The organism is Fulvimarina fulva (assembly GCF_039652615.1).
Lineage (GTDB): Bacteria > Pseudomonadota > Alphaproteobacteria > Rhizobiales > Rhizobiaceae > Fulvimarina.
Window position 1 is genome coordinate 150,412 of sequence record NZ_JBDJAC010000006.1, and the last position, 25,968, is coordinate 176,379.

At 62.6% G+C, this 25,968-nt stretch carries 21 protein-coding genes and 1 pseudogene; 5 read left to right on the plus strand and 17 right to left on the minus strand.

Annotated elements, in window-relative coordinates; genetic code table 11:
* The first annotated feature begins 85 nt into the window (after positions 1 to 85).
* The 3 genes from ABDX79_RS10440 to ABDX79_RS10450 are packed head-to-tail and all read left to right on the plus strand — an operon-like array spanning position 86 to position 1,564.
* Positions 86 to 769: an LON peptidase substrate-binding domain-containing protein gene (locus ABDX79_RS10440; RefSeq protein WP_346220228.1), complete on the plus strand. Its 684-nt coding sequence runs from the start codon at positions 86 to 88 to the stop codon at positions 767 to 769.
* A gap of 32 nt (positions 770 to 801) precedes the next feature.
* Positions 802 to 1,335 carry an AAA family ATPase gene (locus ABDX79_RS10445; protein WP_346220316.1) on the plus strand — a complete coding sequence of 178 codons (534 nt, stop codon included), beginning with the start codon at positions 802 to 804 and terminating at the stop codon, positions 1,333 to 1,335.
* A gap of 34 nt (positions 1,336 to 1,369) precedes the next feature.
* Positions 1,370 to 1,564, plus strand: a complete 195-nt coding sequence (locus ABDX79_RS10450) for a Trm112 family protein (RefSeq protein ID WP_346220229.1) — start codon at positions 1,370 to 1,372, stop codon at positions 1,562 to 1,564.
* A 71-nt stretch (positions 1,565 to 1,635) separates the two neighbouring features.
* On the opposite strand, the gene cysN is transcribed toward ABDX79_RS10450, so the two are convergent.
* From cysN to ABDX79_RS10535, 17 genes and pseudogenes are all read right to left on the minus strand, one after another.
* Positions 1,636 to 3,372: a sulfate adenylyltransferase subunit CysN gene (gene cysN, locus ABDX79_RS10455; RefSeq protein ID WP_346220230.1), complete on the minus strand. Its 1,737-nt coding sequence runs from the start codon at positions 3,370 to 3,372 to the stop codon at positions 1,636 to 1,638.
* Between the two features lie 2 nt (positions 3,373 to 3,374).
* Positions 3,375 to 4,283, minus strand: a pseudogene (gene cysD, locus ABDX79_RS10460) (sulfate adenylyltransferase subunit CysD); the annotation flags it as partial.
* Between the two features lie 197 nt (positions 4,284 to 4,480).
* On the minus strand, positions 4,481 to 5,239 hold the full coding sequence (locus tag ABDX79_RS10465) for a phosphoadenylyl-sulfate reductase (protein ID WP_346220231.1): 759 nt from the start codon (positions 5,237 to 5,239) through the stop codon (positions 4,481 to 4,483).
* A complete protein-coding gene (locus ABDX79_RS10470; RefSeq protein WP_346220232.1) occupies positions 5,236 to 5,742 on the minus strand; it encodes a DUF934 domain-containing protein in 507 nt (168 codons plus the stop codon). Before ABDX79_RS10470 ends, ABDX79_RS10465 begins: the two co-directional genes overlap by 4 nt.
* Positions 5,742 to 7,430: a nitrite/sulfite reductase gene (locus ABDX79_RS10475; protein WP_346220233.1), complete on the minus strand. Its 1,689-nt coding sequence runs from the start codon at positions 7,428 to 7,430 to the stop codon at positions 5,742 to 5,744. The genes ABDX79_RS10470 and ABDX79_RS10475 overlap by 1 nt, the downstream gene beginning before the upstream one ends.
* 27 nt (positions 7,431 to 7,457) lie before the next feature.
* The gene (locus tag ABDX79_RS10480; RefSeq protein ID WP_346220234.1) at positions 7,458 to 7,808 is read right to left on the minus strand and encodes a DUF2849 domain-containing protein; all 351 of its coding nucleotides are present in this window, start codon (positions 7,806 to 7,808) and stop codon (positions 7,458 to 7,460) included.
* 186 nt (positions 7,809 to 7,994) lie between these two features.
* Positions 7,995 to 10,001 (minus strand): polysaccharide biosynthesis protein, encoded by a 2,007-nt coding sequence (locus ABDX79_RS10485; protein WP_346220235.1) that lies wholly within the window; start codon positions 9,999 to 10,001, stop codon positions 7,995 to 7,997.
* 168 nt (positions 10,002 to 10,169) lie between these two features.
* Positions 10,170 to 11,993, minus strand: coding sequence for a phosphogluconate dehydratase (gene edd / locus ABDX79_RS10490; RefSeq protein ID WP_346220236.1), 1,824 nt, complete (start codon positions 11,991 to 11,993; stop codon positions 10,170 to 10,172).
* 106 nt (positions 11,994 to 12,099) lie between these two features.
* Positions 12,100 to 12,804, minus strand: a complete 705-nt coding sequence (gene pgl / locus ABDX79_RS10495; protein ID WP_346220237.1) for a 6-phosphogluconolactonase — start codon at positions 12,802 to 12,804, stop codon at positions 12,100 to 12,102.
* Between the two features lie 47 nt (positions 12,805 to 12,851).
* A complete protein-coding gene (gene zwf / locus ABDX79_RS10500) occupies positions 12,852 to 14,330 on the minus strand; it encodes a glucose-6-phosphate dehydrogenase (protein ID WP_346220238.1) in 1,479 nt (492 codons plus the stop codon).
* Positions 14,331 to 14,560: 230 nt separating this feature from the next.
* Positions 14,561 to 17,203 (minus strand): HWE histidine kinase domain-containing protein, encoded by a 2,643-nt coding sequence (locus ABDX79_RS10505; RefSeq protein ID WP_346220239.1) that lies wholly within the window; start codon positions 17,201 to 17,203, stop codon positions 14,561 to 14,563.
* 27 nt (positions 17,204 to 17,230) lie between these two features.
* On the minus strand, positions 17,231 to 17,890 hold the full coding sequence (locus tag ABDX79_RS10510) for a biliverdin-producing heme oxygenase (protein WP_346220240.1): 660 nt from the start codon (positions 17,888 to 17,890) through the stop codon (positions 17,231 to 17,233).
* Between the two features lie 340 nt (positions 17,891 to 18,230).
* The gene (locus ABDX79_RS10515) at positions 18,231 to 19,514 is read right to left on the minus strand and encodes an NAD(P)/FAD-dependent oxidoreductase (RefSeq protein WP_346220241.1); all 1,284 of its coding nucleotides are present in this window, start codon (positions 19,512 to 19,514) and stop codon (positions 18,231 to 18,233) included.
* A gap of 3 nt (positions 19,515 to 19,517) precedes the next feature.
* Entirely contained in the window at positions 19,518 to 21,065 is a 1,548-nt protein-coding gene (locus tag ABDX79_RS10520; RefSeq protein WP_346220242.1) for a glutamine synthetase family protein, read from the minus strand.
* Positions 21,066 to 21,135: 70 nt separating this feature from the next.
* The gene (locus tag ABDX79_RS10525; RefSeq protein ID WP_346220243.1) at positions 21,136 to 21,552 is read right to left on the minus strand and encodes an acyl-CoA thioesterase; all 417 of its coding nucleotides are present in this window, start codon (positions 21,550 to 21,552) and stop codon (positions 21,136 to 21,138) included.
* 37 nt (positions 21,553 to 21,589) lie between these two features.
* On the minus strand, positions 21,590 to 22,900 hold the full coding sequence (locus tag ABDX79_RS10530) for a cytochrome b/b6 domain-containing protein (RefSeq protein WP_346220244.1): 1,311 nt from the start codon (positions 22,898 to 22,900) through the stop codon (positions 21,590 to 21,592).
* Between the two features lie 150 nt (positions 22,901 to 23,050).
* Entirely contained in the window at positions 23,051 to 23,656 is a 606-nt protein-coding gene (locus ABDX79_RS10535) for a YceI family protein (RefSeq protein WP_346220245.1), read from the minus strand.
* A gap of 196 nt (positions 23,657 to 23,852) precedes the next feature.
* Here ABDX79_RS10535 and queG point away from each other — a divergent pair, with 196 nt between their 5' ends.
* Complete coding sequence (gene queG / locus ABDX79_RS10540; protein WP_346220246.1) at positions 23,853 to 25,064, plus strand: tRNA epoxyqueuosine(34) reductase QueG; 1,212 nt, start codon at positions 23,853 to 23,855, stop codon at positions 25,062 to 25,064.
* Positions 25,061 to 25,957, plus strand: a complete 897-nt coding sequence (locus ABDX79_RS10545; protein ID WP_346220247.1) for an SDR family oxidoreductase — start codon at positions 25,061 to 25,063, stop codon at positions 25,955 to 25,957. Before queG ends, ABDX79_RS10545 begins: the two co-directional genes overlap by 4 nt.
* The last annotated feature ends 11 nt before the right edge of the window (positions 25,958 to 25,968 follow it).

Sequence of the window (25,968 nt, forward strand, 5' to 3'; positions counted from 1 at the left end):
TGAGACAGGGAGCCGCGCCCCAAGGCCTTGAGCCCGCCGGAGAAAAGCCCAGTTTCCATCCCTGAACCAATGAGGGAGAACACCTGTGGCACAGGCTGGAAACCGGGTCTATCGAAACGAGACCGAACTTCCCGAACGCGTGCCTGTCTTTCCCCTGAGCGGCGCGCTGCTTCTTCCGGGCGGCCAGTTGCCGCTCAACATCTTCGAGCCGCGCTATCTGGAGATGATCGACGACGCGCTCGGCGGCGAGCGCCTGATCGGCATGATCCAGCCCCGGCTCGACGGTGCGCGAAAGGCCGATGGCGAACCCGAGCTCTGCCGGGTTGGCTGTCTCGGTCGCATCACCTCCTACTCCGAGAGCGGTGACGGGCGCTATCTCATTGCCCTTCACGGTGTCGCGCGGTTCCGCGTCCTGGAGGAAGTGGACAGCCGGCGGCATTATCGCATCTGCCGCATCAAGGCTTTCGCGGGTGATCTCGTCGAAGACGACGGCGCGGCCAAGGTCAATCGCGACGGTCTTCTCGATATCTTCCGGCGCTATCTCGAAGCCAATCAGCTGGAAGCCGACTGGGACAGCGTGAAGTCCGCCCCCGACGACCTTCTCGTCTCGGCTCTTTGCATGATGATGGCGCCTCAGGGCGCGGCCGAACGCCAGGCGCTGCTGGAGGCGGAAGATCTCAAGACCCGGACCGAGACGCTGATCGCGATCACCGAGATGGCGCTCGCCGAGGACGGCGAGGACGAGGACGGGCCGCGGACACTGAATTGAGCGTCGGCCTCGCAGCGAATGGTGCCGGGAGCATGCCGCGCCTCATCGTCGTCACCGGCTGTTCCGGCGGGGGAAAATCAACGCTGCTTGCGGAGCTTGCCCGGCGCGGTCATTTAGTCGTGGAAGAACCGGGCCGGCGGATCGTGCACTCGATTACCGACCCAGGCGATCCCAAACTTCCCTGGAACGATCTCGAAGCCTTCGCGAAAGCGGCAGCAGCGCTCGCAAGAACCGATTACGACGCCGTGAGAGGTGCGAGCGGGCCGGTCTTTTTCGATCGCGGTCTCGTCGATGCGCTTTCGGCGCTTCGCGCCGCGAGCGATCGTCCAATCGACCGTGATATGATCGACCGCTATCGATACGAGGAATACGCTTTCTTCGCGCCGCCCTGGGCGGACATCTGGGAGGGCGATACCGAGCGTCGCCATGGGTTCGACGCTGCCTGTGAGGAATATGAGCGGCTTATGGCCGATTATCCGGCCCTCGGCTATCGGCCGATCGTTCTTCCGAAAGCGAGCGTCACCGAGCGGGCGGAATTCATGCTAGAAGAGGACGGTATCCCGTGAAGCGAGCCAGCGGAGCCTGCGAAGGAGGCAAGACATGAACAGCGCAAAGACGATTGCCCGGCCCGATCCCAAGCTTCTCGAACTCCTCGTCTGCCCGCTGACCAAGGCGGTGCTGCGCTATGATCGCGAGAGGCAGGAATTGATCAGCGAAAAGGCGAAGCTCGCCTATCCGATCCGCGACGGGATTCCGATCATGCTGGCTTCCGAGGCGCGCGAACTGGAAGACTGATCGCGCGCCTCGGGTTTGATTGAGCCTATTGCCCGGCACTTCGGCTCATATGCCGCTCGGGCTGCCGGCGATCAGATGCCGTCGCCATAATAGCCGGGGCCGCTCTCGCCCTTCGACTTTTCGGCCACCTTCTCGCGCCCGTCTCCGAAGAGATCGTAGAGGATCGGACGCAACAGGAAGTCCAGCGCGCCGAGGATCGCCGCGGCGAAGACGTTCAGACCGAACAGCACAGCGAGAACGATCAGGAAACCGCTCGCAACGAAGCGGTTGCGGGTGAGGGACGCGGCCAGATCGGGATCGCCGCTGGCCTCTTGACCGAGCCACTTCGATTTGAGCTTTTCGAAGCCCGACCTGGGTGCAGCATCTTCCGCGCCCGGAAGAGGCTGGGAGACCGCAGGTTTCGAAAGCTTGGTGACGATGCCCAGTGCGACCGTTTCATTGGTCAGCTGGTCGATCAGGATGAAGGCTCCGAGCTCACGGTTCTCCGCATAGGTGGTCGCGACCGGCGGGCGATCGAACGAGAGCGTCACCTTTCCGATCTCGTTCATCAGAAGTGCGTTTGCGTTCTTCACCTGATAGGAATGGATGTCCACCGAGCCGTTCAGCGCGCGCAGGGTCGCGGGGCTCTGGTGGGAGCCGAGCTTCGCGATCAGGCGGCCGCCTGCCACCATCGGACGGTCGACCATCCACAGGATGTCCGCCTCGATGGTCTTGACCGGCTGGATCGTGTCGCCGTCACGCACGATGACGTCGCCGCGCGAGGCGTCGATCTCGTCGTTGAGCGTCAGCGTGATGGCATCGCCCGTCCGCGCCTCGTCGGCTATGGCATCAGCGTTCCAGACCGCTTTCACCGTGGACTTCTGGCCCGAAGGCAGGGAGACGATCCTGTCGCCCGCCTTCACCGTTCCGCTGGCTACCGTGCCGCAGAAGCCCCGGAAGTCGAGATTCGGGCGGTTTACCCACTGAACGGGCAGGCGGAACGGCAGTCCGTCGGCCTCGAAGGTCTCCGGATTTGCGGTCTCAAGGCGCTGAAGCAGTGTTTCGCCAGTGTACCAGGGCGAATTTGGCGAGCGCTCGACGATGTTGTCGCCGTTCTTGGCCGAAACCGGGATATAGGAGACATCCGTGAAGCCGAGTTGCGGCAGGATCGCTTCGTAGTCGCGCTTGATTTCCTCGAAGCGATCCTCGGAGAAATCGACGAGATCCATCTTGTTGATGGCGATGACCACCGACTTGATGCCGACGAGCGAAGTAATAAAGGAGTGCCGCCGCGTCTGGGGCAGGATGCCCTTGCGCGCATCGACCAGAATCACCGCGAGTTCGGCCTGGGAGGCGCCGGTCGCCATGTTGCGCGTATACTGCTCGTGGCCAGGCGTATCGGCGATGATGAAGGCGCGGTTCGCCGTCGAGAAATAGCGATAGGCGACGTCGATCGTGATGCCCTGTTCGCGCTCGGCGGACAGGCCATCGACCAGAAGCGCGAAATCGAGGTCGCCGCCGGTCGTGCCGAACTTCTTCGAATCCTTTTCGAGCGCTTCCATCTGGTCGTCGAAAACGGCATTCGTCTCGTAGAGAAGACGGCCGATCAGGGTCGACTTGCCGTCGTCGACGGAGCCGCAGGTGATGAAGCGCAGGAGGGATTCGGCCGGCGAAACGAGCGGCGTCATGCCCTCTTGCGGGTCCACGACCGCAGCGCCGCCTTCATCGGGCGCGGGGCCGGCGAAGGTTTCGTCTTCAAGGGCAGCCGGCGTCGAGCCCTGCGCCTTATCGGCTTCGTCGGGGAGACGTTCGTCAAGAGCGTTGGCCATGGTCAGAAATAGCCTTCCTGCTTCTTTTCTTCCATCGAAGCGCCGGAGTCGCGATCGATGACGCGCCCCTGCCGCTCCGATACGCGCGAGCCGCGCATTTCGGCGATGATGTCGTCGAGTGTTTCAGCCTGTGATTCCACAGCGCCCGTCAGCGGGTAGCAGCCGAGGGTCCGGAAGCGGACCATCATCTCTTCCACGCTTTCGCCGGGTCTCAGCTGCATCCGGTCGTCGTCGCGCATGATGAGTGCGCCGTCACGGCGCACCACCGGCCGCTTGGCCGCGTAATAAAGCGGCACGACCGGGATCTGCTCGAGCGCGATGTAGTCCCAGATGTCCTGCTCGGTCCAGTTCGACAGGGGGAAGACGCGAAAGCTCTCGCCGTTCTTCTTGCGGGTGTTGAACAGCTTCCAGGGCTCCGGCCGCTGGTTCTTGGCGTCCCAGCGATGTTCGGCGGACCTGAGGGAGAAGACGCGCTCCTTGGCGCGGGACTTTTCCTCGTCGCGCCGCGCGCCGCCGAAGGCCGCGTCGAACTTGTACTTGTCGAGCGCCTGTTTGAGTGCCTGCGTCTTCATCACGTCGGTGTGGACCGCCGAGCCGGAATCGAACGGATTGATGCCCGCCTTCACCCCGTCCTGATTGGTGTAGACGATCAACTCGATGCCCAGCTCCTTCGCCCGACGGTCGCGGAATTCGATCATTTCCCGGAATTTCCAGGTCGTGTCGATATGCATGAGCGGGAACGGCGGCTTGCCCGGCGCGAAGGCCTTCATGGCGAGATGCAGCATCACCGCCGAGTCCTTGCCGATCGAATAGAGCATCACCGGATTGTCGGCGCTCGCCGCAACCTCGCGGATGATGAAGATCGATTCGGCCTCCAGGCGCTGGAGGTGTGTCATATGTTTCATGGCCGGTGGCCTTTGCTTTCGCTCCGCCGTCGTCCCCGATCACTGCGGGGGCGGCTCTCAAATTCTCGGATCGTCATCCTCGGGCTCCGTCCCGAGGATACAGTGGTCTTGGCCCCAGACGCGTTTCTATCTTTGCGCCTCACCGCCCTGGATTCTCGGGACGGAGCCCGAGAATGACGGTGGAGGGAGGGGCAGAAAGAAGCCTAGGCTCTCGCGCCCTCCGAAACCTCGTTTCCGTCCGGAACGTGGAGGCCGCATTCGCGCTTGGTGTCGTCTTCCCACCACCAGCGGCCGGCGCGCTCCGGCTCGCCGGGCTGGAGCGCCCGTGTGCAGGGCGCGCAGCCGATCGAAAGGAAGCCCTTGTCGTGCAGGCTGTTGACCGGCACGCCGTTGTCCGCCGTGAAGGCGGCGATTTCGGCGCGCGACAGATCGAAGACGGGATTCGCCTTGATCAGTCCACGTGACCCATCAAAGCCGACGAAATCCATGTCCTGCCGGTTCGCAGACTGATCGGCGCGCAAGCCCGTCACCCAGCCATTTGCGCCTTCGAGGGCGCGGCCGAGGGGTTCGATCTTGCGCACGCCGCAGCAGTTCAGGCGAAACTCCTTGGCGTAGTAGAAGCCGTCTATGCCCTGCTCGTCGATCAGCTCTTCCAGCTTCTCGCCCTTCGGATATTTCGCGTGGATGCGCTTGCCGTAGGTTTCTTCCGTCTTGCGCCAGAGATCGTAGGTCTCCGGAAAGAGGCGGCCGGTGTCGAGCGTCACCACGTCGATCTTGATGTTATGCTTGAAGATCAGATGGGTGATCATCTGATCCTCGATGCCGAGGCTGGTCGTGAAAACGATCCGGCCGGGTGTGACCTCCCGCAACCGTTCGAGACGGGCGAGGGGCGTCAGCGTCGGAAATTCCCCGTTGAGCTCGCGGGCAAGCTCTTTCAGGTCGGGCTGTGCGTCGTCTCTCATCCCGCGGCTTCCTTTCGAGCGGCCAGCCGCTGCTGGAGGATGCTCTGCCCCTCGCCGAAACCGGTCTGATAATGGACCGTCATGGAGTCCTTCATTTCCAGCCATTGCTGCACCGGCTGGCGGTTCGCCATCGTGTCCGGCAGGTCGACCTCGTCGAAGCCGCAGGCCAGCGCATCGGCGAACTGATCGGCGATCAGCGGACCGCTGGCGCGCAGCGTGCCCTCGAAACCTTCGCGGCGGAGGCGCTTAGCAAGCGAGAACCCGCGCCCGTCGGCAAAGGCCGGGAAGATGACGGCAATGAGATCGACCGAACCGAAATATCTGGCGATGTCCGCCACGTCCGCATCGTTCGGCACCAGGAGACCATAAGGGGTCGCCGGCACATCGACCTCACCGGCGAGCGCAAGCGGGACGAGCGGCTTCGACGCGGATTTCACCTCGTCCACCGTTTCGGCAAGGGTATAGGCGTTCGGGCGTTCGCCCTCGCTGGAGATGATCGTCATTATTCTGCGGCCTCCAGAGCCTTCGCGCGCTCCTCGATAAAGCTTGCGAAACGCGTCTTGAACGGGTCCGCGCCAACGCGGCGCACGGTTTCGATGAAGCTTTCCGAACCTTGCTTTTCGCCGAGATAGGTCTCGACGATCGCCTCGATCGCGCCCGGCACATCCTCGCCGTCGATGCCGGGGCCGAGCCGCTCGCCGAGGCTTGCATGTTCGGTCGCATCGCCGCCGACGGTGATCTGGTAGTTCTCGCGTCCGCCCTTTTCGAGCCCGAGAATGCCGATCGCACCCACATGGTGATGACCGCAGGCATTGATGCAGCCGGAAATCTTGATCGGCAGTTCGCCGATCTCCCGCTGGCGGTCGTCGTCCGCGAAGGTCTTGGCGATTTCCTGCGCGATCGGGATCGATTTCGCTGTCGCGAGGCCGCAATAATCGAGGCCCGGACAGGCGATGATATCGGTCACGAGGCCGGCATTGGCGGTGGCGAGCCCGTGCTTTTTCAGTTCGGCGTAGAGCGCCGGCACATCGTCTTTCTTGACGTAGGGCAGGACGAGGTTCTGGCTGTGCGTCACGCGAAGTTCGCCGAGCGAGAATCTCTCCGCGATATCCGCGAAGGCATCCATCTGATCGGCGCTCATATCGCCCGGCACACCGCCGATCGGCTTCAGCGAAACCGTGAAGGCGATGTAGCCCGACTGTTTATGGGCAAAGCCATTCTGCTCGACGAAGCGATCGAGGCCGGCATCCTCGCGCCTTGCGTTTTCCAGCGTCACGGACTCGGCCGGAAGATCCTCGTAGTCGGGCGCTGCGAAATAGGCCGCGATCCGCTCGATCTCTTCCTTGGGCGCGTTGATGGTCGGGCCGTCGAGCTTGGCGTATTCGGCCTCGACGCGGCGGGTGAATTCTTCCGCGCCGGTCTCGTGGACGAGGATCTTAACCCGCGCCTTGAACTTGTTGTCGCGCCGGCCTTCCGCGTTGTAGACGCGCATGATCGCCTCGACATAGGCGAGAAGCTCTTCCTTTGGCAGGAAGTCGCGGATCACCTTGCCGATCATGGGTGTGCGGCCGAGACCGCCGCCGACCGAGATCTCGTAGCCAGGCTCGCCCGCTTCGTTGCGCTTCAACTTCAGCCCGATATCGTGGACCCTGATCGCGGCGCGGTCATGCTCTGCACCGGTGACGGCGATCTTGAACTTGCGCGGCAGCCAGACGAATTCCGGATGCTGGCTCGACCACTGGCGTAAAAGCTCCGCTGTCGGGCGCGGATCTTCCGCCTCGTCTGCGGCAACGCCGGAGAACTGGTCGGCAGTGGTGTTGCGGATGCAGTTGCCGGAGGTCTGGATCGCGTGCATCTCCACATCGGCGAGGAGATCGAGGATCGCCGGAATATCCTTCAGCTTCGGCCAGTTGAACTGAAGGTTCTGGCGCGTCGTGAAGTGAGCATAGCCCTTGTCGTATTCGCGCGCGATCTTCGCGAGTTGCCGCAGCTGCCGTCCGCTCATCGTGCCATAGGGCACGGCGATGCGCAGCATGTAGGCGTGCAGCTGGAGATACAGCCCGTTCTTGAGGCGCAGCGGCTTGAACTCGTCCTCGGTCAGCGAGCCGTCGAGCCGTCGCGCGACCTGCGTGCGGAACTGGTCCACCCGTTCGCGCACGAAGCGCTCATCGAATTCGTCGTAGCGGTACATGTCGAAACCTATTCGCGTTCGAAACGGTCAGGCGATCGGGCCGAAATCGGCCTGCTTGCCCATGTCGGGGTGAATGGATGGACCCTTCTGGCGCATCACGTCCCGAAAATGTCGTGCGACGGGATGCCCGTTCTCGGTAATTTCGACCGGAACCAGATAGGGATCGACCACGGCGTTGGCCGCAGCCGCGCCCCGGCCCTCGGCTTCCATGGCGTCGGCCGTTTCCTGATCGTAGGCGATGCGCGCCTCTCGCGAGTCGCGCGTCCAGCCGCCCTTGACCAGAAAGACGGTGTCACCCTCCAGAAGGTCGCTCGCCATCACAATGGCGGGCAGCTTGTCGCCCTTAACCTTCGATCCGGCGCGGTGGTCCTTCGCCATGGATCTGCTCCCATCTTCGTAAGGCCACCAGCGCAAAGCGCGGCCGCCGGGTTGTCATGATCGGAAAGTAGGGCGTTAGCCGCCCACTTGCGCCGTCAGCGATTGCAAGCAGACGGCCATGAGGGAAACATTATTCCCCGGCTGAAGGTTCAAAACGGCAGAATCATTCCAAAGACGCCGAAACGGCTATTCGCCGACAGGCCTTGCCGGCTTGCTCACCACTGGCTCACCGCCCTGAGGGGAGCCCAGCGTCGGCGCCATCGGAAAGCTGATCGTTTCGAATTCCGGCACGATCCGCCGAAGGCATTCGACGACGCGGCCGGCTTCGCCTGCTTCGATCGCCGCTTCCACGGTTTTTAGATTACGTGACAGAAGCTGGACGTCGAGAACCCGCGAGCGGGCGAAGAAAAGGCCCTCGCGGCCGGTTTCTTCCCGTTGCTCCTCGGTGGAAAACAGCTCCTCGTAGAGCTTTTCGCCCTTGCGCAGGCCGGTGAACTCAATGGCGATGTCGATATGCGGCCTGAGACCCGCGAGCTGGATCAGGCGCTCGGCAAGCTCTGCGATGCGCACCGGCTTGCCCATGTCGAGAACGTAGATGAGCCCCTTCGAGCCGGCATTGTTCATGCCGTGTCCGGCCGCGTGGAGAATCAGCCTCGTCGCCTCGGGAATCGTCATGAAGAAGCGAACGATATTGGGGTCGGTGACGGTGAGCGGGCCGCCGCGCGCAATCTGGCTCTGGAAGAGCGGAACAACCGATCCGGCCGAGCCCAGCACATTGCCGAAGCGCACGGTCATGAAGCGCGTGCGGTCCTGGCTGAGATCGAGAGACTGGCAATAGGCTTCGGCCGAGCGCTTGGAGGCCCCCATGACATTGGTCGGGTTCACCGCCTTGTCGGTGGAAATCATCACGAAGGCCCGCGACCCGTAGGCGAGCGCCGCATCCGCGACATTGCGGGTGCCGATGAGGTTCGTCTCGATGCCCTCGATCGGATTGTCCTCGACGATCGGGACATGTTTCATGGCCGCTGCGTGAAAAACCACTTCGGGCTTCAGTTTGGCGAACAGGCGGTCGATGCGATCCTTGCGGCGGACATCGAGGATGTGCGCCTCGACCTCGAGATCGGGATAGGTCGCGGCGAGCTGGCGTTCGATGGACCAGAGATTGAATTCGCTGTTTTCGATGAGGATCAGAACGGACGGCTTGAAGCTCCCGATCTGCCTGACGAGTTCGGACCCGATCGATCCGCCGGCTCCGGTGACCGCGATCCGTGATCCGCGCAGAAGGTCGCCGGTTTCCTGAAGATCGAGATCCACAACCTTGCGGCTCAGAAGGTCTTCCAGCTGAATCGGCTGCGGCTCGATCGGCGCGTTTTCGTCGACGATACCGGCACGGGCCATATCCGGCAGGCGCTTGACGGTGATCTTGTGCGGCGAGGCCTGGATGACGAGATCGGACAGGACCTGGGCCGGGATCTCCTGATCGGCGACGACGATCTCGCTGATCGATCTCAGCCCCTGGGCCCTCCGCTTCGCGATCACCGCAGACAGATCGGACCATCCGCCGACGACGGGAACGCCGTGAAGCTGTCGCCGACGGTTCTTCGGCCGCTCGTCGAGGATGCCGACGACCCTCAGTCCGTCACCGCTCCGGCGCGCGTTGCGGACATAGAGATCGGCATCGTCCGTATAGCCGACGACGAGGATTGCGTTTCCGGTGTTGACGCTTGGGTTCGGGGTGTCGAAACCCCGCCCGCCTTCCTTCATCAATCGGTAGGCGAGACGCGGCCCGCCAAGCCCGACGATCAGAATGAACCAGGTATTCACGATCGCCGAGCGCGGAACGTAATCGCCGCGAAAGACGAAGAAGCTGATGAAGAGGAAGATCAGGACCGCCGCTGTCGCGGCCTTGACGATCGAAACGACGTCGAGGAGAGAGGCATAGCGCCAGGCCCCGCTGTTCAGACGGAAGATCGGGAAGATGATCAGGCACAGAACGGTAAATATCCCGATCAGCGCCCAGATCTGCCAGAGCGCCAGGAGCGGTGCCAGCCCCCATGACAGGGCCATCGCGGCGGTGATGGCGATGAAGCTCACGAGTGCATCGTGAACAAAGCCGAGCCGCCGCAACGAGGTGCGCGGCAGCCGTGGCATCTTGAGTTTGCCAAGAAGCTTTTTGGCAAACGATCTGGCCATCAAGACACTCTATTCAACATGTTCTCGTTTCAGTCGTGGTCGCCGCCGCAGACCTGCAGCATGATGCCGAAAATTCACATGGCGTTTCGGCATACATCCTGCGGGACAACATTGGCTCGGAGCAGACGATCGATTCCTGTTTACGGCATTCCGCTCCAGACCAGCAAGTTAGGCCGCGAAGACGCCGGCTCCCTCGTCGGCCGATCCGACAAGGGCACGGAACGGCGCAAAAAGCTCGCGGCCGATGCCATGTTCGTAGGCGGACAGATCCATGGTGAAGGGCTCGCGTGCGTCGAACTCCGCCGCATCGACCTGAACCTCGAGCGTGCCGGCTTCGGCATCGAGCTTCACCACATCGCCCTCTTTCAGCTTTGCGATGGGGCCGCCTGCCTTGGCTTCCGGCGTTACGTGGATGGCCGCCGGCACTTTGCCCGATGCGCCCGACATGCGCCCGTCGGTGACGAGGGCGACCTTGTGGCCGCGATCCTGAAGGATGCCGAGGAGCGGCGTCAGCTTGTGCAGTTCCGGCATGCCGTTCGACTTCGGTCCCTGGAAGCGCACGACACAGATGACGTCGCGATCGAGTTCGCCCGAATCGAAGGCCGCTTTCACCTCGTTCTGGTCGTTGAAGATGCGAACCTCGGCCTCGACGGTGCGATGCTCCGGTTTGACGGCGGAAATCTTGATGACGCCCTTGCCGAGATTGCCGGTGAGCATCTTCAGGCCGCCATTGGAGGAGAACGGATTGTCCGCCGTGGTCAGAACCTTCGAATTGCCGCTTTCCTTCGGGGCCGGGTCGCGCACGACGCTTTGGCCGTCTTCCGAGAGTTTGGCCTCCACGGCATAGGCATTGAGGCCCGTGCCCCAGGCGGTCTTCACGTCGTCGTGAAGCAGGCCGCGCGAGAGGAGTTCGCGGATCAGGAAACCCATGCCGCCGGCGGCATGGAAGTGGTTCACGTCCGCAAGGCCGTTCGGATAGACGCGGGCAAGCAGCGGCGTGATGTCGGAGAGGTCGGAAATGTCCGACCAGGTGAGCTTGATGCCGGCCGCCCGCGCGATCGCGACGAGATGCAGGGTGTGGTTGGTGGAGCCGCCCGTGGCATGGAGGCCCACAACCCCGTTCACCACCGCGCGTTCGTCCACCACCAGGCCCGCCGGGGTGTACTCGTTGCCGAGTGCGGTGATCGCCAGCGCCCGCTTGGTCGCTTCCTTTGTCAGGGCATCGCGCAGGGGCGTGTTCGGATTGATGAAGGAGGAGCCGGGCGTGTGCAGGCCCATGATCTCCATCAGCATCTGGTTGGAGTTCGCCGTGCCGTAGAAGGTGCAGGTGCCGGGGCCGTGATAGGAGGCCGATTCCGCCTTCAGCAGCTCGTCGCGGCCGACCTTGCCTTCGGCATAGAGCTGGCGGATGCGGCTCTTTTCGTCGTTCGGCAGGCCGGAGGTCATCGGCCCGGCCGGCACGAAGATCGCCGGGAGGTGGCCGAAGGTGAGGGCGGCGATGGCAAGGCCCGGGACGATCTTGTCGCAGACCCCGAGATAGACGGCCGCATCGAACATGTCGTGCGACAGGCCGACTGCCGCGGCCATGGCAATCACGTCGCGCGAGAAGAGCGAGAGCTCCATGCCCGCCTGCCCTTGTGTGACGCCGTCGCACATGGCGGGAACGCCGGAGGCGACCTGCGCCGTCGCACCAACCTCGCGGGCTGCCTCGCGGATGATGTCCGGAAAGCGCTCGAAGGGCTGATGGGCCGAGAGCATGTCGTTATAGGCGGTGATGATGCCGAGATTGGCCGTCACATCGCCCATCAGCCGTTCCTTGTCGACCGGGCCGCAGGCGGCGAAGCCGTGGGCAAGGTTGCCGCAGGTCAGGGTCGAGCGTTTCGGGCCTTCCGCGCCCTTGGCCTGGATCCGTGCCACATAGGGCTCGCGCGTTGCCTTCGATCGTTCGCGGATGCGGTCGGTGATTTCTTCGATGCGACGGTCGGCGGTCATGATCTTTTCCTCTTGGCGCTTGCGCGAAAGGTTTCGGGCGGACGTCTATCACGAAGGCAGCCGCGCGTGATGCCGGTCCGCTACCGGTTTCGGCGACGTGGCCTCCTCAAGGCGCCCAGAACACGGCGAGCGGTTCGCCTCGATCCGCCGCAAGAACGGAGCGGACAGGCAGCTCGGCCACATCGTCGCCTTCCATCGCCTTGCGGAACACGGCGCGTTTCTCCTCTCCCTCGATATGGAGAGCGAGAAGGCGGGCGTCCACCAGCATGGGGAGGGTCAATGTGATGCGCGGCTCGCCCGCGCCGGGGGCCCTCACGGCCGCGACCTCGTCATGGCCTTTCGGATGAAGCAAGGCATCGAGATTTTCCGCGCCGGGAAAGAAGGAGGCCGTATGGCCGTCCGTGCCCATACCCAGAATGACCGCGTCGAACGGCCGGGAGAGGCGGCAATAGCGATGCTTCAGCTCGTCGAGCGCCTCTTCCGGCGTCTCGTGGCCGGTGTAGAACGGCAGAAGATTGGCCGCGCTCGCGGGTCCCGTCATTAGATGGCGCTTGACGAGGGCGTGGTTGGAACGATCGGAGGTTTCGGGCACCCATCGCTCGTCGACGAGAGTGATCTCGACGTTTTTCCACTCGATTTCGGCCTGGCCTAGATGCTCGAAAAAGAGTTTGGGGGTCGAACCGCCGGACACCGCTAGCGTCGCCGATCCACGGGTGGCGATCGCGCCGGCAAGCACGGCGGCGACACCCGCTGCCAGCGCCTCGGCGAGTGCTTCCGGGGTCTTGTATTCGTGGAAGACCGGTTCTGCCATCGGGTTCGCCCTCTCGTTCAAGTGTTGCCTTACAGGGCCCGGCCGGATCAATCCGGTTCGTGCCAGGTGCGACCGTCGCGCTCGATGAGGGCGATTGAGGAGGAAGGTCCCCAGGTCCCCGACGTATAGCCCTGCGGCTTCTGCTGCTTCTCGTCCCAGCCCTTCAGGATCGGATCGATCCAGTCCCAGGCCGCTTCCACCTCGTCGCGGCGCATGAACAGGGTCTGGTTGCCGCGTATGACGTCGAGGAGCAGCCGCTCGTAGGCGTCCGGATTGCGCACCTTGAAGGACTGGGCGAAGGTCATGTCCAGCGGGATCTGACGCAGGCGCATGCCACCGGGGCCCGGGTCCTTGATCATGATATATTGCTTCATGCCCTCGTCGGGCTGAAGGCGCAGCACGAGCTGGTTCTGCGAGACCTCGCCGGTGACGTCCGCGAAGATGTTGTGTGGCGGCTTGCGGAACGTGATGACGATTTCCGACATGCGCTCGGCGAGCCGCTTGCCGGTGCGCAGATAGAACGGGACGCCCGCCCAGCGCCAGTTGTTGATCTCGGCCTTGATGGCGACGAAGGTCTCGGTCATGCTTTCGGCTTCGCCGAGATCGTCCAGATAACTCTTAACCGCGTTGCCGCCCGAAGCGCCGGACCTGTACTGGCCGCGGACGGTCAGGGTCTCGACATTGCTCTCGTCGATCGGGCGGAGCGATCTGAGGATCTTCAGCTTTTCGTCCCGCAGCGCATCGTCCTTGAAGGCCGATGGCGGCTCGAGCGCGACGAGGCACATGAGCTGGACGATGTGATTTTGCACCATATCGCGCAGGGCGCCAGCCGTGTTGTAATAGCCGGCGCGGCCTTCGAGCCCGACCTGTTCGGCGACCGTGATCTGCACGTGGTCGATATGGGTGGCGTTCCAGATCGGCTCGTAGAGCGCGTTGGCAAAGCGCAACGCCATGAGGTTCTGCACCGTCTCCTTGCCGAGATAGTGGTCGATGCGGAAGACCTGATCCTCGCGAAAATACTTCGCGATCTCGGCATTCAGAGCCTTGGCGGAGGCGAGATCGCGCCCGACCGGCTTTTCGACGACGACGCGGGCGTTCTCGTCCGCAAGGGCATACTGCGAGACCTTGGCCGCGAAATCACCGAAGAGGTTCGGCGAAACGGCCATGTAGAACGCCCGGATGCGCGAAGACCCTTTCTCGTCGAGAAGAGCCTTCAGTTCCGACCAGCCCTCGTCGGAGCGGGCGTCCACATGGCAATAGGAGAGGCGATCGAGGAAGCGAGCGATCGTGTCTTCCTGGAGGTCCTCCGATTTCACGTGACTGGTCAGCGCCTCGCGGGCGAAGTTGCGATAGTCGTCGCGGGAAAAGTCGGTCCGTGAGGCGCCGATGATGCGCGCCTCGTCGGGGATCTGTCCGTCGCGATCGCGATGGTAGAGGGCAGGCAGAAGCTTGCGGGCGGCGAGATCGCCGTTGCCGCCGAAAACGACGTAATCGAAAGGATCGACGGGGATGATCTGACTGGACATCAATGGCTTCTGTGCTGGCGGGTCTGAACGTCTCAGCGAGCTTTATGATAAATGAGCGCGGAAGAAAAACGGAACCCGCGAAAAAGCGTCAGATCTGGGAAACCGCGCGCCACAAAAAGGAGACGCTGCGGCGTTTATCCCACCGCACGGATGCCAAGATCGATAGCATCGATCCACGTCTGTCGGACGTCTACCTGCCATCGCTCCCGGATCTCTCCTGGCCAGCTTCGTTAGCCGGCCTTCGAGCGTTTGATGGCGCGGTCAAGGGCGGCGAGGAGCTCGTCCTCCGAGAAGGGCTTCTTTACGGCTTCGACATTTGCTCCGGCAGCTTCCGGAAATTCGATCTTTTCGCCGTAGCCGGTGACGAAGACGAAGGGGATGCCGCGCTCGACCAGCGGCTCGACCAGCGGGAAACTCGTCTCCGAGCCGAGATTGACATCGAGCATGGCGATGTCGACGCTTTCCGTGTCAAGGATACGCCGCGCTTCGGAAACGTTCGCGCCGATGAAGACCGCGCTCGCTCCATGGGTTTCGAGCAGCTGTTCGGCATCGAGCGAAATGATGACGTTGTCCTCGACGAGGAGAGCGTTCATCCCTTCCAGTAGCAGGCGGTTGCCCGAATTCATATCGTCGTGTCCTTGGGAGTCCGTCGCGTAAGTCTGTTTCGACTCCCAGCCTTTCGAATGTTCGCCGACCGCTGGCACCCCGTTGAAGGCACTGTCGTCGAATTCGATATAGCGTTCCGGGATGAGGAAACGAGCCTGAAGGCCTGCAAGCTTGAAGGTGAGTTCGGCGTCCCCGCCGAGATCGTGCGGGATCGATCGTTCGATAATCGTCGAGCCAAAGCCCCGACGGCTTGGCCGTTGAACGGCCGGACCACCTTCTTCGCGCCATTTGATGACGCAGCCATTGTCCGCATCGATATGCCAATCGACGAACACCCTGCCGCGTGAATCGGACAAGCTGCCGTATTTGGCCGAATTGGTCACCATCTCGTGGAAGACGAGAGCGAGGATCGAGAACGCTTTCGGCGAGACGAGAATATCCGGCCCGGTGAGCATCACCCTGTCCGCCTTGCCGCCGATATAGGCGTCGACTTCGGTCTGAATGATATCCGAGAGCTTTTGGGGAGCGTATTTCTCGTCGGTGATCTGATTGTGAGCCCGCGCAAGAGCCTGAATGCGACCGCTGACGATGTTAGAGAAATCATCGACGTCGCTCGCGGTCCCCTTGCTCTGGGTGACGAGCGCGCGGATCAAGGCGAGAATGTTGCGGACGCGATGGTTCAGCTCGGCGATCAGGAGTTCCTGCGCCTGCTGGGCCTGAGCCTGCTGGCGCGAAGTTTCCTCGGTAAACTTGACCAGAACCTCCAGAATCGAGACGCGTAACGCCTCCGACGCCTTCTTCTCCGCATCGGTCCAGGATTTCGATTTGCCGCGGACGGTTTCCTGCCAGGCCTCGAAGCTCTTGCGCGGCGTCAGACGCGGGCCATTCGGCCCGTAAGCCATCTTCTTGTCCTGCGGATTACCAGCCCAGCTCACGGTCTGGACCAGTTCCCGGCGGAAGAACATGATGTAATCGCGCGGCGATCGCGAGATCGGAATGGCGAGGAGACCAGCCGCCTCCTTCTCGAATTCCTTCGCCGGCGGATAGACGGCGCCAAGTTCGTCGCTCGCATAGACCCGGCTCGCGGCGGCGCGGTTCAAAAAGCGGGCGAGCGCCGGCATCGCGCTGTCCGGCGGCGTCTTGCCATAGCTTTTCATCACGCCGTCGGCCCAGACGGCAACGCCGTCCGAGGAGATGATCTCGCGAAGATCACCTGCAAAGTCGGACAGTTCGGCCACGGAGGGCGTCAGGCTCATCAGCTTGCCGACGAAGCGGTCGTGCAATTCGCGGCCCTTCTCCTCCGCTTCCCGCCGTTCGCGGGCAAGCTTGCCCTCGATCATCAGCGAGATCATCAGGCCGAAGAGTTCGGTCGCGTTGCGCATCTCCATGGAGAGGCGACGCGGCTTGTAGTGATGCAGCGCGAAAAGGCCCCACAACCGTCCCTCGATGACGATCGAGATCGAATACGAGGCGTCGACCTCCATATTTTTCAGGTACTCGATATGAATCGGCGAGACCGATCTGAGCGTCGACATCGACAGGTCGAGCGGGTCTCCCGAGGGATCGAGCTGGGGCTCGACCGGCACCGGCTCGGCATGAACATTGGCGATGGTGCGGACGCGATTGCGCACATAGAGCGCGCGCGCCTGTACCGGGATGTCCGTTGCCGGATAGTTGAGGCCACGGAAGGATTCGAGCCCCGCGCGAAGCGCTTCCGCGGCCACCGTGCCCGCGCCGTCGGTGTTGAAGCGGTAGAGCATGACCCGGTCGAAGCCGGTCACGCTTCTCAGCTGGCGAACGCTTTCTTCAAAAAGCTCGGCGGTCGACTGCGTGCGCTGCAGGCGGCCCGACATGGAGCGCACCAACGCGCCCGGATTGATCGTCTGCCTCTCGTCGGAGGGCTCGGCTTCGATAATGATTGATGCGCCAGAGACGTGCAGCGAGATATCGAACTTGCGTCCATCGGACAGAAAGTCGATGCCGAACACCCGCTCGCTCCCGTCTTCCGAGGACAGCATCTGGAGCCGGGATCGCAGAAGATGGATGACATCGTCGCTGAGAAGCGTATCGAGATTGGTGCCAAGCAGATCATCGAAGCTCTTGCCCGCGAATGCTTCGACATTGGCTGAGACACGCTGAATCAGCCAGTCGAAGGAGACGGCCAGAAGAAATCCGAAATCCTGAATGCCACCGAGAAGGTGTATGGGCTCCCGGTCACAATTCGTCAGATCAACGGCAAATTTCGTCGGGTCGACTTCGCGGCTCATTGATCGCCTTTCCTGCTGGCGCAATTCTTATTGTTCTCTTCTCGCCAGTTTCGCACTTCTTGCGAACAGTGCGAAGACGCTTGTTGCAGCATGAGCCGCCGTCTCGAGATCATCTCCGTCTTTCAACAGATCGTCGAAAAGCCCCATGCGCTCCGAGAAATTCCCCGACGCCTGGGCGGCCTCGAAAAATGCGAGGGGAGGCGTTTGAAACCCGTGAACCCATGTGGACGCGGCCACCCTTCGATGCAACAGGCGCGCACCTAACCGTGATCCTTCAAGCACATAGAGCGCGCCGGCAAGCCCCGGTATCCCTCCCAGGTCAGGGCCTGAAGACACCTCGACCGGAAGCGGTTGCACTGCGAGCGCTTCGAGATCGCGGTCGAGCGCATGGCGCATCGCCTGATATCGAATGGCGACATCATGACGCTGAAGTGCTGCTTCGACCAAAGGTTCCAGGGCATGATGGGCCCGATGATTCATGCGGATGTATGACGCGTAGGAACTTGGCGCAAGCCAGATTTCGCCGACCTGGGCATCGAGCGCCCGGTGATCCAGGTCGGTCCGACCGCGCAGCGCCGAGCGAATATCCGTCGCTTTCGGCCGCGTTCTTCCAGCGGATTTGCGACCGGTCGGAGCTGAGCCCTTTGAAGCGCGACGGGAAGAAGCGACGCTTTCGTCGCGCTGCACATCTCGTCTTTGCCGCAGGGCTCGATCCGGAATGTCATGGGCGTTTTCGCCAGCATGCACACGGTCCGGCGCGACATCGCATGCGATGTCACGGTCGTCTTTCGACCTGATGATCCTGTCGAAATCCAAAAAACGCCCCCGCCTCTGTCGTCAAGCATCCCTATCTGGATACAGGCGGTGAAATTGACATAGGCCAAAAACATCGACACCGCGATTATTGTTTAGGTGTCAACGATCTGCTGCCGCGCAGGTTTCATGCGGCATCTTTTTCCATCGTTGCGCAATAACGAATGTTACAGCTCGCACAGCGTGCATCACTTTATTTTGGGAGGGCGAAGATCTAGAACCGGTCCCGAAACGCGAACCACGTCATTGCAAGAGCGGTCATCGGGCCGCGCAGGCGGGTTCCGCCGGGAAAGGGCGGTATCTCAAGCTCTTCCAGAAGCTTCAGCCTGTCGCGATTGCCCGCTAAGCGCTCGGCGTAGAGGCGCCCTGCGAAATTGGCGAGCATCACCCCATGGCCTGAAAAGCCGCCGATCGCCGTCAGGCCGTTCCGGCTGCTCTCCACGAAGGGCATGCGCTTCATCGTGATCGCCACATGGCCGCCCCAGGCATGGGAGAGCCGGACGCCCTTCAATTGCGGATAGACTTCCGCAATCTGCTTTTCGATATGCTTTGCGATGTTTCCGGTCGCCGAGGTGTAGGCTTCGCGCCCACCGAAGAGCAGGCGATTGTCGCGGCTCTTGCGAAAATAGCGCACCACAAAGCGGGAGTCGTGACAGGACTCGCCGCCGGGCAGGATCGTCTCGTCGTGGAGGGGCTCCGTCGCGCCGATGAAGGAGCCGATCGGCATGACATGGGCGTCGAGGGCCGGCGAGAGGTCGTGCCCATAGGCGTTCGTGGCGAGCAGCACGTTCGGGGCGGTGATCTCGCCCTTCGCGGTCCTGGCGACATGACGCTCGCCGCGATGGGACAACGTCTCGACCGGGCTTGCCTCGAACAGCCGAGCGCCGGCGCGCGCCGCGGCTGACGCGGTTCCGACCACGAGCTTCAGCGGGTTGAGATGCCCCGTGCCGGTATCGCGCATTCCGCCGAAGAAGCGCTTCGTGCCCAGTCTGTCCGCGGTTTCCTCGCGGTCCATGAAGCTTGCATGGGGGTAGTCGTAGCGCTCGGTCAGCGCTTCAACCTGGGCGCGGAAATCCTCGACATGGCGGGCCTTGTGGGCCACCGCCAGCTGGCCATATCGAAGGTCGACGTCGAGCCCGTTGACCTCCAGAAATTCAAGCAGGCTCGCTTTGGCTTCTTCCGCGAGCTTGAAGAGGGCGCGGGATTTCTCGACGCCGATCTCCGGCTCCAGTTCGTCCGGCCAGAGCCGCTGACCCGTTCCGATCTGGCCGCCATTGCGCCCCGATGCCCCGTCGCCGAACCGGTGGGCTTCCAGAAGGGCGACCGAGACGCCGGCCTTGGCCAGATTGAGGGCGGCCGAAAGCCCCGTGAAGCCGCCGCCGACGACTAGGACGTCGACGTCAAGGCTTTCTTCAAGGGCCGGATAGCTCGGGCGTTCGACCGTGTCCTCGTAATAGGAACGGCCGGGCGCGATGGGAGAGGTGGCCGCGTAATCCAAGATCTACACCTGCAGCAGCAGGAATTCGCGTTCCCACGGGCTGATCACCTGCATGAAGGTTTCATGCTCGCCGCGCTTGATGCCGGAATAGGTGACGACGAAATCCTTCCCCAGAACATCGTGCAGCGCTTTTTCGCTCTCGAAGATCGCGACCGCTTCCAGAAGGCCGCGCGGCAGCGAGATTTCGCCGTCTTCGTTGGCGGTGCGCTCCGTCGGCTCGCTTGGCGCGATCGCCTCGACCATGCCGAGATAGCCGCAGGCCAAGGACGCCGCGATCGAGAGATAGGGATTGGTGTCGGAAGAGGGGAGGCGGTTCTCCACGCGCCGGCCTTCCGGGTCTGAGGTCGGCACTCGGAACGCCGTCGTGCGGTTGTCGAAGCCCCATTCGCAATTGGTCGGTGCCGCCATGCCATAGGTGAGACGACGATAGGAATTGACGTAGGGCGCCATCATGATCAGCGCGGACGGCACGTATTTTTGCATGCCGCCGATAAAGTGATGGAAGAGATCGGACGGCCCACCATCGGGGTTCGAGAAGATGTTGCGGCCGGTTTCGATATCGGTGATCGACTGGTGGATGTGCATCGCCGATCCCGGCTGACCCTGGATGGGTTTGGCCATGAAGGTCGCATAGATGTCGTGCGCCATCGCCGCTTCCCGGATCGTGCGCTTGAACAGGAATACCTGATCGGCGAGCTCAACCGGATCGCCGTGGCGCAGGTTGATCTCCAGCTGCGCCGCGCCCTCCTCGTGGATCAGCGTGTCGATCTCCAACCCTTGCGCATCGGAATAGTCGTAGATGTCGTCGATCAGCTCGTCGAACTCGTTGACGCCGCCGATGGAATAGGACTGGCCGGACTGGATCTGCCGCCCGGAGCGCCCGATCGGCGGCGTCAGCGGATAATCGGGGTCGGCGTTCTTGGAGACGAGATAGAACTCGATCTCCGGCGCGATCACGGGTTTCCAGCCGCGCGCTTCGTAGAGGCCCATCACATGCTTGAGGACGTTGCGCGGCGTATAGCCCACACGGCCGCCGGTCTGGTCGACGAGATCGCAGATCACCTGGGCGGTCGGATCCGTCTCCCAGGGCACCGCGCAGAGCGTCGAGAGATCCGGTACGAGCTTCAGGTCGCCGTCATTGGGTGAATAGCGGAAGTCGCCGGTCTCCTCGGGATACTCTCCCGAGATCGTGTGCATGAACAGCGCCGAGGGAAGCGCGAGGGACGTGTTGCCGACGAATTTCTTGGCCGGCATCATCTTGCCGCGGGCAACGCCGGCAAGATCGGGCGTGATGCACTCGACATCGTCGATGCCCCGCGCCATCAGCCAATCGCGGGCATCCTCCATGGACTTAACGCCGCGTTTCGATTCCCAGAAATCGTGGGACGACCCGGCCGGTGCGGCCGGAACCTCCCGTCGCGGTTGAAGCTGGGGTGCCTTCGGCGCGTTCCGCACCGGAGCGTTGGGCCCGCTATCCGGGATGGGCTTGCGGGGCGGTTTGGGAACTTCGGGGTTGCGCGGGCGCGATGAAGTTGTGTCTCGCTTGGCCATGATGTCCGATTGTTTTTCATCCAATCGCTACATAGCCCGTCCGGCTAACGCTTGAAAGGCTTCCCCCTGTTCAGACGAGGGCCTTCATCCGTTCCACCGCGTTTTCAGGCAATGGTGTCGAGCGCCGGGTGGTGGTGTCGGTGAGAACGACGACCGAAAACGCCTTGGCACAGGGTTTGCCATTCTGGAACAGAGCCTGCTCGATCTTGATCGAGCTCGTGCCGATCGACTGAACCCGCGTTCCGGTTTGCACCGTGCCGGGCCAGAGCATTTCCCCGATGAAGTCGATCGCGATATGGGCGATGACGAAGGCGCATCCGTCCGGCACCAGAGGGTCCTCGGGATCGTAGATCACCTCGGTTCGCGCCTGCTCGAAGAACTCCATGAACGCGACATTGTTGATGTGGCCCTGACGATCCATGTCGGCAAAGCGCAGCTTGTCGCTCGTCATGTGCGGGAAGTCTTCCTGGCGGGGCAGATCGGTCATGGGAGCCTGTTTCTCTGAATGGTCTAGGCGTTGGGCCTCAAGAGCTGCTTCCAACGCGGCTGGCGACGAGGTCGAAGCGCACGGTTATCTCTTTCGACAGCTCAGAGCCAGACGGATCGTTCTTGACGCCGATCCCGTAGGCGAGGCGGTCGATGCTGGCCGATCCGGTGACGTGCGCGCGCCCGTTCCCCTGCGGCTCGAAGGTGAAGGGGACCGTCACGGGCTCGGTCGTTCCCTTGAGCGTGAGGTCTCCGGTCGCGGTATAGGCGTTCTCGCCATCGCCAGATTTCTGGAAATCCGTAAGGACGATGCTGGCTTCCGGGTATTCGTCCGAGGCAAAGCCGTCGGACTTTTGAAGCTGGGGCGAGACGAAGGAATTCTCGACACTGATCGAGGCGGTGCGGATGGTGATAACGGCGCGGGCCTTGTCGAGGGCGTCGGGCGAGAAGGTGATGTCGGCCGACCAGTCCCCGATCGTTCCGGTCAGCGGCGAACCTGAGAATTCCGCCGCAAAGCCGAGTGTGCTCTCAGCTTGATCGATCGCCCAGTCGCCGGCTGCGGCGGAGCCGTTTGCGCCTGATTCATCCGGTGCGGAGGTCTCCGGCGAGCCGGACGCCTCGTTCGTGGTGGGCTGACTGGCCTGCATCGTCTCGGCCCGGCCGATGAGAAGCCCGATGGCGAGCACTGCGGCAAAGCCTGCGAGCGCGAAGAGCCCGGCGCCGGACCGGCTCTTCTGCGGCGTCAGCCCGTCGCCGACACCCATCCGGGAAAAGGACGGAACGCGGTCGATGAGAGTGTGTTTCAGGGCGCCGCCGACATGCAGGACCAAAAGGCCCAGAAAGGCGAGCGCCAGCCATTTGTGACCGAACTGCGCTATGTCCGACAGGGTCTTGCGTGTCGCCTCGCTCACGGACTCGCGAATCGGAAGGTTCGGCCAGGGCAGGGCGTCGATCATGAAGAGATGGGTCGGGATCTCCGCGCTCGAAACCGAGACGACCAGCCAGCCGAACAGGGGCACGGCGAGCATCAGGGCATAGAAGGCATAATGGACGGCATCCGACGCGGCGCGCTCGTACCAGGCCATGGTCGGCGCATGAGCCGGCGGCGGATTGGTCGCGCGCCAGATAATTCGGGCGACGGTCAGCGCCAGCACGAGAAGGCCGATCGTCTTATGGAACTGGACGGCGGGAAACTGAACGGCTTTCGAAAGAAAGCCCGACGTCATCAAGAGACCGCCGGCGATGTTGCAGAGGATCAGTATGGCGATCGTCCAGTGGAGGAGGATCGCACCCCTTGTGTAGCGGGTATAAGCGGCGCGCCATGCGCCCCGTTCGCTCGTCGCGCTCATGGACTTATGTTCTCTATTTCTAGACGCCGAAAGCTTGAACGGCGGGCTAACCCATGAGGTCAACCCGCCGAAATTCGTCCTATTCGAAATGCATCGCGCCCGACAAGCCTACAAGCCGACAAGCCGCACGCGGTGCATCGCGTTTCGCGATCAGGATTCGGGAACGAACTCGGCCTGGATTTCGAGGGTCACATCGGTTCCGACCGGGCCGGCAAGATAGTCGATGCCGTATTTGGTGCGGTCGATAGTCATCTCGCCGCCAAAGCCGATGGCCGGCTGGTCCGTCATCGGATGCGGGTTGAGCGCGGTGTTGAAGGTCACGTCCATGACCTCTTCATGGGTCTGGCCGTGGAGCGTCAGATCGCCCGTCACCTTACCGGTGTTGTCGCCGGTGACCTCGATCGACTTGGAGACGAAGGTCGCTTCCGGAAATTCCGCCACGTTGAAGAACTGGTCGCTCGAAAGCTCCTCGACGAAGCTCTTGTCGCCTTCGAAGTTGACGCTGACGGAGGCGGGATCCACCGTCGCGTTCAGGCTGGATTGCGTCACGTCTTCGGGGTCGAGCTTCAGCGTCGCATTCATCGTGTCGAAGCGACCGATATAGGTCGACAGGCCGAAATGGTTGACCTTCCACAGGACATTGGTGTGGTTCGGGTCGTTGACATAGGTTCCGGCCGGAACGTCGATCGACTGTGCGCTGGCGGCGCCGGTGAAGAGAAGGGTGCTGGCGGCGGCCGCGAGAAGGAATTGACGCATTCATTGGCTCCTTTGAGAGATGGCGTTCGGCAACAGGTAGGAGTATCGCCCCGTCAAACTCAAGAGATGTGGCTCTAACAGATTGTTTATCGGTTCGATGCCTGATGAGATAATGTGCAGAACGGGTGAGAATGATCCTGAAATACATCGAAATACGCCTGTTTTATAAGTGAAAAGTAGGATTGGGCCTAAAAGGATGAACGCTCCTTCTTCTCGGCGACCTGCTTCGCATCGGCTGATCTCCGGTCTGCGACGGGATGCGGAACGGCTCGGCTTTTGTGCCATGGGCATTGCCCCGGCGACGGGCGACGGGCTTGCCGGCGCTCGGCTCGATGAATTCGTGGAGGCTGGCCGTCACGGCACCATGGGCTGGATGCCGGAGACGCTGGAACGCCGGCGCTCGGCGACCTCGCTCTGGCCGGAGGCTCGCTCGATCCTCGTCCTCGCCATGAATTACGGGCCGGACGAAGACCCGCTCGCCGTTCTGGAGCAGCCCGATCGGGGCGGAATCTCCGTTTATGCCCGGCACCGGGACTATCATGACGTCATCAAGGGGAAGCTCAAGGAGCTGGCCGGCCGGCTGGCGGCAGAGGCGCGCAAGGCCGGGCTCGGTGCGCACGACGTGAAGGTTTTCGTCGATACCGCACCGGTGATGGAAAAGCCCCTTGGGGCGATGGCCGGGCTCGGCTGGCAGGGCAAGCACACCAACCTCCTGTCGCGCGACTTCGGCTCCTGGCTGTTCCTCGGATCGATTTTCACGACGCTCGATCTGCCCGTGGACCAGCCGGTCGCCGATCGGTGCGGCTCCTGCCGTGCCTGTCTCGACATCTGCCCGACCAACGCCTTTCCGGCGCCCTATCAGCTCGATGCCCGGCTCTGCATCTCCTACCTCACCATCGAGACGAAGCGGCCGATCCCGCGCGCGCTGCGAACGAAGATGGGCAATCGCATCTATGGATGTGACGATTGCCTCGCCGTCTGTCCTTGGAACAAGTTCGCGAAAAGCGCCTCGGAGGCCAAGCTGATTGCGCGCGACGACCTCAAGGCGCCGCATCTGAGCGTTCTTCTGGCGCTCGACGACACCGCGTTTCGTGCCCTGTTCTCCGGCTCGCCGATCAAGCGCATCGGCCGGGACAAGTTCGTCTCCAATTGCCTGATCGCCGCCGGCAATTCTGCGGACAAGGGGTTCCTGCCACAAATCCGCGATCTCATGCACGACGAAGCCGCGATCGTTCGGGCCATGGCGGTCTGGGCCTTCGCGCGTCTTGCCGATGCGGACAACGTCTTGCAGGCGGGACGGGTCGCGCAAGATAGGGAGACCGACGAAACGGTTCTAGACGAATGGCGGGCGGCAATGATGACGATCGATGAGAAATACGGCCGTACGCGGGAGGACAAGGTCTCGTGAAACTCTTCGTCTTCGGCTACGGCTATTCCGCCTCCCACTATGTCCAACAGCAGGTTCGCCCATCGAGCGTGCTCGGCGTCACCGTTCGCAGCATCGAAAAGGCCGAGAGCCTTTCCGCCGCAAGCTTTCCGACCTTCATCTTCGATGGCGAGACCTTCGACGAGGACATCGCCGAGGCGCTGGCGGAGGCGACCCATATTCTCGTCTCGGTTCCGCCGGGCCACAAGGCACCGCCCGAAGCCCGCGTCGGAGGCGCGAATGCGCCGGACGGCGATCCGGTGCTGAAAGTCTACGCCGAGACGATCGCCGAGCACTGCCCGGATCTCAAATGGATCGGTTATCTGTCGACCGTCGGCGTCTACGGCAATCACGATGGGCGCTGGGTCGACGAGGAGACGCCGGTCGATCCGGGATCGGAGCGCTCCAGGGCCCGCGTCATTGCCGAAGAGGGCTGGCAGGCGCTCGCGGAACAGCGCGGTGTGCCGCTCGCGATCCTGCGCCTGTCGGGAATTTACGGCCCCGGCCGAAACCAGTTCGAGAGCCTGAAGAAGGGCACCGCCAAGCGGCTCATCAAGCCGGGTCAGGTGTTCAACCGCATCCATGTGGAGGATATCGCCGGAAGCCTCGACCTCCTCGCTCCAAAGGCGATCGGCGGCATCTTCAACGTGACCGACGACGAGCCGGCACCGCCGCAGGATGTGGTGACCTATGCTGCGAAACTCGCAGGCGTCGAACCGCCGCCGGAAACCAGCTTCGAAGACGCCGAGCTTTCGCCCATGGCGCGCAGCTTCTACGGCGACAACAAGCGCGTCTCGAACGCCAAGATCAAAGGCGAGGGCTACAGCTTCCGCTATCCCACCTATCGCGAGGCCTTGGATGCGCTGAAGCCGTAACGGCCGCGCAC

Coding starts and splice junctions, on each gene's coding strand:
- ABDX79_RS10445 (WP_346220316.1), top strand. CDS start 802: ATGCCGCGCCTCATCGTCGTCACCGGCTGTTCCGGCGGGGGAAAATCA.
- ABDX79_RS10450 (WP_346220229.1), top strand. CDS start 1,370: ATGAACAGCGCAAAGACGATTGCCCGGCCCGATCCCAAGCTTCTCGAA.
- cysN (WP_346220230.1), bottom strand. CDS start 3,372: ATGGCCAACGCTCTTGACGAACGTCTCCCCGACGAAGCCGATAAGGCG.
- ABDX79_RS10465 (WP_346220231.1), bottom strand. CDS start 5,239: ATGAGAGACGACGCACAGCCCGACCTGAAAGAGCTTGCCCGCGAGCTC.
- ABDX79_RS10470 (WP_346220232.1), bottom strand. CDS start 5,742: ATGACGATCATCTCCAGCGAGGGCGAACGCCCGAACGCCTATACCCTT.
- ABDX79_RS10475 (WP_346220233.1), bottom strand. CDS start 7,430: ATGTACCGCTACGACGAATTCGATGAGCGCTTCGTGCGCGAACGGGTG.
- ABDX79_RS10480 (WP_346220234.1), bottom strand. CDS start 7,808: ATGGCGAAGGACCACCGCGCCGGATCGAAGGTTAAGGGCGACAAGCTG.
- ABDX79_RS10485 (WP_346220235.1), bottom strand. CDS start 10,001: ATGGCCAGATCGTTTGCCAAAAAGCTTCTTGGCAAACTCAAGATGCCA.
- edd (WP_346220236.1), bottom strand. CDS start 11,993: ATGACCGCCGACCGTCGCATCGAAGAAATCACCGACCGCATCCGCGAA.
- pgl (WP_346220237.1), bottom strand. CDS start 12,804: ATGGCAGAACCGGTCTTCCACGAATACAAGACCCCGGAAGCACTCGCC.
- zwf (WP_346220238.1), bottom strand. CDS start 14,330: ATGTCCAGTCAGATCATCCCCGTCGATCCTTTCGATTACGTCGTTTTC.
- ABDX79_RS10505 (WP_346220239.1), bottom strand. CDS start 17,203: ATGAGCCGCGAAGTCGACCCGACGAAATTTGCCGTTGATCTGACGAAT.
- ABDX79_RS10520 (WP_346220242.1), bottom strand. CDS start 21,065: ATGGCCAAGCGAGACACAACTTCATCGCGCCCGCGCAACCCCGAAGTT.
- ABDX79_RS10525 (WP_346220243.1), bottom strand. CDS start 21,552: ATGACCGATCTGCCCCGCCAGGAAGACTTCCCGCACATGACGAGCGAC.
- ABDX79_RS10530 (WP_346220244.1), bottom strand. CDS start 22,900: ATGAGCGCGACGAGCGAACGGGGCGCATGGCGCGCCGCTTATACCCGC.
- ABDX79_RS10535 (WP_346220245.1), bottom strand. CDS start 23,656: ATGCGTCAATTCCTTCTCGCGGCCGCCGCCAGCACCCTTCTCTTCACC.
- queG (WP_346220246.1), top strand. CDS start 23,853: ATGAACGCTCCTTCTTCTCGGCGACCTGCTTCGCATCGGCTGATCTCC.